Genomic DNA, 3,613 nt, shown 5'->3' with positions numbered 1-3,613 from the left:
CCGCTCCATGCCACCAAGCTGCCGCTGAAGAAATGGATTCAGGCCTTCTTCCTCGTCCTCACGTCTAGCAAGGGGATCTCATCAGCGGTGCTCGCCCGCCTCCTCGGCGTCAACCAGAAGACGGACTGGAAGGTGGCGGTGTTCCACTGGAACCAGCGCCGGTGGGTCGAGAACGGCAAGGGGCGCTATAAGCGCGTTGCGATGGGCTTTGCCGACGGACTCAAGGCTCTGCTCAAGAATGCCGTCGACCGGCAGGTTCGTCGTACCACTTCGTGGGGTCTGTGGTGTCCGGAACCGATCGCGCTGACGTTCAAGCCGACACCGGGCTTTCTAGCCGGTAACGAGGCGGTCCGTCCGAAGGTATCGGCCGCTCTCAACTGGTATAGCAGTCGCCATGGGGCTGCCCCAGACATCTATCGTTCGCCGTGATGTCTGCGTATGTTGAATAGCGGAACTGTCCAAGACGTCGGATCTGAAATGGGGGGTGCGGGGTGAGTGGCGACCTTGACGAAACTACGCAACTTGCGTATATATATGGTGACTGGGAAATCGAACTGGTCCTCGAAGGGAAAGACGAAAGCTTCGAGGATGACGAGCCACCCAGTTTCGTGTTCTACGCGTTGGTGCGGAAGCGAGGAAAGAAGATTGGCAAGATCGACGTGGTTACAAGAGTTGAGATTTTGCCTGGCCGCAGGATTCGCTTCTCCGAGTTTCACATTCATGGTGATAGTGGCGCCGGCAAGATTGGCCGTGACGGACTGAACGCTTTGGCGCAGGTGGCAATGGAGGATTGGGATGTTGAAGAAATCGTTGTTCATGGAGGCGTTCGAACAACCGGGTGCCGTCCTGGCCATGCCCCAAAACCCGTCCGGTTCGTCCGTCGCCGTGGTCTTGTCGCGAAAAGCACCCCTTGATCGGCCAGTGGATGTGGTCAGGACGCTGGTATGGAACGGCCTCAGGTTGTCGAAAGCCCATGCCATTCTGGCTAGGCTGACGAAGGATGAGGACGTTCCGGTTCTGCTGACCGCGGCCGAGCCTTTTAACGAGCTCGCGAAGAAATTCCGGGCCCTGGGGGTTTCTGTTCACAAGAGAACCGCCCCGCGCCACGTGAGCCAGACATTGAGACAGCTTCGCGAGCGGCGAAGGGACACCCAGGAAGAGTTCGCGATCCGCTACGGGCTCGACGTCTCAACTATCCGGAATTGGGAGCAGCAGCGCAGCGAGCCTGATACTGCATCGCGGATCCTGTTGCAGGTGATCGCGAAGCATCCCGAGGTCGTTGAGAGCGTACTGGAAGAGGAAGGCGGCTGATACCTCGATGTGACGTTGGCCGGCGGCCCTTTCATCCTTTGTGGCTGTGGCAGAAATATCATCTGTTGAATGGTCATTCGACGGTGCCTCCAAATTATTGGCGGCGCGATGTTCGCGTCCTTCTCAATAAAGCAGCACCCCGTCCGGCGGGCCCGCGCCCCCAGACCGCCGTCGGCATCCTCTTCCGGTCCCTTCTTTCTGTGGATAGTTGGGAGTTTTTCTTAAAAAGTCTTCGCCCGATGTCCTCATATTTCAAGAGTTGAAGGAATGGGGTCTTCAGCGGGCCGGAACTTTCCGACGGCCGGGCTGTTCGACGGCAGGATGCGGGCCAGCATGGAGGCGACCGGACTAGGCTACGCGAAAGAGGTGGGGGCCGGCTCCAAGGGGTCCGGATAGGAGCTTCAATTGGTTAAAGTTGGCCGCTCATAATGGTTTGGTTGCAGGTATAGGCTCGCCCATTCGACCAGGTAATTGTAGTGTCGGACTCCGGAAATAGTGAAATTTTTTCGGATATAATGAAATCAGGGTCGGGAGCGCGACATAGGCCGGCCCCCGGCCCTTCTTTTTGTCGTTAACGGTTGCTCCTCGTTCCTCCGGTGGAACGAGCGGAGGAAAAAGGCACGGGGTTCATTCCTCCTGCGCCAAGTCGGCCAGATGGTGAAGAACGATGCCGCTGGCGGTGGCGACGTCCAGGGAGTCGAAGCCGTCGGCTATCGGGATGCGGACGGTCCGGGTTCGGGCCAGCACGTCCGCAGGCAAGCCGGGCCCCTCGGCGCCAAGCAGGATGGCCGCCCGCGGCGGACGGGCCAGCCGGACCAGCGGGATGTTTCCCGCCGGGCTGAGCGCCAGCGGCTCGAAACTCTGCCCGGCCAGAAGGGCGACGACGTCCGTGCCGCTTTCCAGGCGGGCGAAGGGAACCATTAGGCTGGCGCCCACGGAAACGCGTATGGCCTTGCGATACAGCGGATCGCAGCTTTCGGCATCAAGCACGATCGCGTCGGCTCCGAGAGCGGCGGCGTTGCGGAAAATGCCGCCCATGTTGTCATGATTGCCGATCCCGATCAGGGCGGCCACCATTGCTCGCGGCCCCAGGCCCGCTAGCAGTTCCTCCGCCGGCGGCATTGGCGCCCGCCGGCCGAGCGCCAGGATGCCGCGATGAAGGGGAAAGCCGGCGATGGAGTCGAGCACATTCTGGTCGGCGGTGTAGACCGGAACGTCTTCCGGCACCCGGGCCAGGAGCGGCGCCAGCGCGGCCAGCCGCCTGTCGGCGATCAGCAGGGAGGTACCGCAACCGGGCGCTTCAATGCGAAGCCGCAAAGTGTTGCACGCGCCGAGCGGGCCGAGGATGAAATCGACATTATGGACTGGTTGGGTGGTGTGCGCGCCGTTCGCGGGGTAGAAGAAGTCATCGGGCTTGGCGGCTATGGTAAGGCCCTTACTGTACTTACCTGTCCGTCCCTCATCGAGGATACCTATCGCGAGGAAGAGGATGGCGACGACGACGAAGGGCTAACTGCGCGCTGGACACCTCATTTTCGAAAGTAAGACAGGAAAGTGATGGCCAATGCTTCTCGTTGGCGGTCTGTTTGCAAACCGTAAAACGGTAGGGGCGTTGTAATGCGAACGGCTTAATCAGGGCAGCAGTTGCCGAAGCCACGACCGAGGCGATATCCGGTTTGCTGCATCGCGAGTTCGACAGCGGACATTCCGCTCCCGTGAAGAGTTTCGGGCGCCGCGAGGCGTACGAAAGTCCCCGAGGAACGAACCCGCGGGCCCCGGGCTGGGGTCTATGGGGATTTCGGTTTTGGGTCGGTCTTGAGGGTGGTGCGACAGGTGTCGACGCGCGTCGCCGCTGGCGTGGACAGGCTGTCATGGGGCCGGATCGGGCCGCGCCTTCGCGGTGAACGGCTGGCGCTGGAGCCTGTCGCGGCGGGGGTGGTGATGGCCGGCGCGAACCGGCCCGTTGCCCGAGGCAGAGGAGCCGCGAGATCTTGCGAGTCCGGGCCGTGCCGGGTCACGGCGTCTTTCTCCCGGCTGGTGTGGCGTTCGACGGCGGCGCGCGCGGTTGGTGCCATCGGGCGAAGGTCTCGATGATGACCATGCGTCCCCCGCAGCAAGGGCATGGCGGCCGCGTGTCGAGCGGTTCCTCCGGCCCGTCGTCATCGGCCGGTGGTGCCACCGCCAGCAGTTCGCGGGCGCGATCCAGACCGGCCTGGCGGGAGGCACCGGCGAGCAGGCCATAGTGGCGGATGCGATGGAAGCCGCGCGGCAGGACATGAAGCAGGAAGCGGCGGATGAACTC

The 3,613-nt window shown here is 62.2% G+C and carries 6 protein-coding genes and 1 pseudogene; 4 read left to right on the top strand and 3 right to left on the bottom strand.

Annotated elements, in window-relative coordinates; all coding sequences use genetic code 11:
- A pseudogene (locus tag ODR01_RS25120) lies at positions 1 to 135 on the top strand (IS1595 family transposase); the annotation flags it as partial.
- A 278-nt stretch (positions 136 to 413) separates the two neighbouring features.
- Here the strand turns inward: ODR01_RS25120 and ODR01_RS25115 are convergent.
- The gene (locus tag ODR01_RS25115) at positions 414 to 818 is read right to left on the bottom strand and encodes a hypothetical protein (RefSeq protein ID WP_316980458.1); all 405 of its coding nucleotides are present in this window, start codon (positions 816 to 818) and stop codon (positions 414 to 416) included.
- Between ODR01_RS25115 and ODR01_RS25110 the strand changes: the two genes are divergently transcribed.
- Positions 796 to 1,311 carry a helix-turn-helix domain-containing protein gene (locus ODR01_RS25110; protein ID WP_316980457.1) on the top strand — a complete coding sequence of 172 codons (516 nt, stop codon included), beginning with the start codon at positions 796 to 798 and terminating at the stop codon, positions 1,309 to 1,311. The two genes, ODR01_RS25115 and ODR01_RS25110, sit on opposite strands and share 23 nt — an antisense overlap.
- Before the next feature lie 249 nt (positions 1,312 to 1,560).
- The gene (locus ODR01_RS25350; protein ID WP_394356879.1) at positions 1,561 to 1,707 is read left to right on the top strand and encodes a phosphoenolpyruvate hydrolase family protein; all 147 of its coding nucleotides are present in this window, start codon (positions 1,561 to 1,563) and stop codon (positions 1,705 to 1,707) included.
- 231 nt (positions 1,708 to 1,938) lie between these two features.
- On the opposite strand, the gene ODR01_RS25105 is transcribed toward ODR01_RS25350, so the two are convergent.
- On the bottom strand, positions 1,939 to 2,628 hold the full coding sequence (locus ODR01_RS25105; protein ID WP_316980456.1) for a TrmH family RNA methyltransferase: 690 nt from the start codon (positions 2,626 to 2,628) through the stop codon (positions 1,939 to 1,941).
- A 42-nt stretch (positions 2,629 to 2,670) separates the two neighbouring features.
- Here ODR01_RS25105 and ODR01_RS25100 point away from each other — a divergent pair, with 42 nt between their 5' ends.
- The gene (locus ODR01_RS25100; RefSeq protein ID WP_316980455.1) at positions 2,671 to 2,856 is read left to right on the top strand and encodes a hypothetical protein; all 186 of its coding nucleotides are present in this window, start codon (positions 2,671 to 2,673) and stop codon (positions 2,854 to 2,856) included.
- Positions 2,857 to 3,325: 469 nt separating this feature from the next.
- Here ODR01_RS25100 and ODR01_RS25095 read toward each other — a convergent pair.
- A partial coding sequence (locus tag ODR01_RS25095) for a transposase (protein ID WP_316980454.1) occupies positions 3,326 to 3,613 on the bottom strand: 288 nt, incomplete at its 5' end.

Source organism: Shumkonia mesophila (assembly GCF_026163695.1).
Lineage (GTDB): Bacteria > Pseudomonadota > Alphaproteobacteria > Rhodospirillales > Shumkoniaceae > Shumkonia > Shumkonia mesophila.
This window is presented reverse-complemented; position numbering and strand designations above follow the sequence as displayed.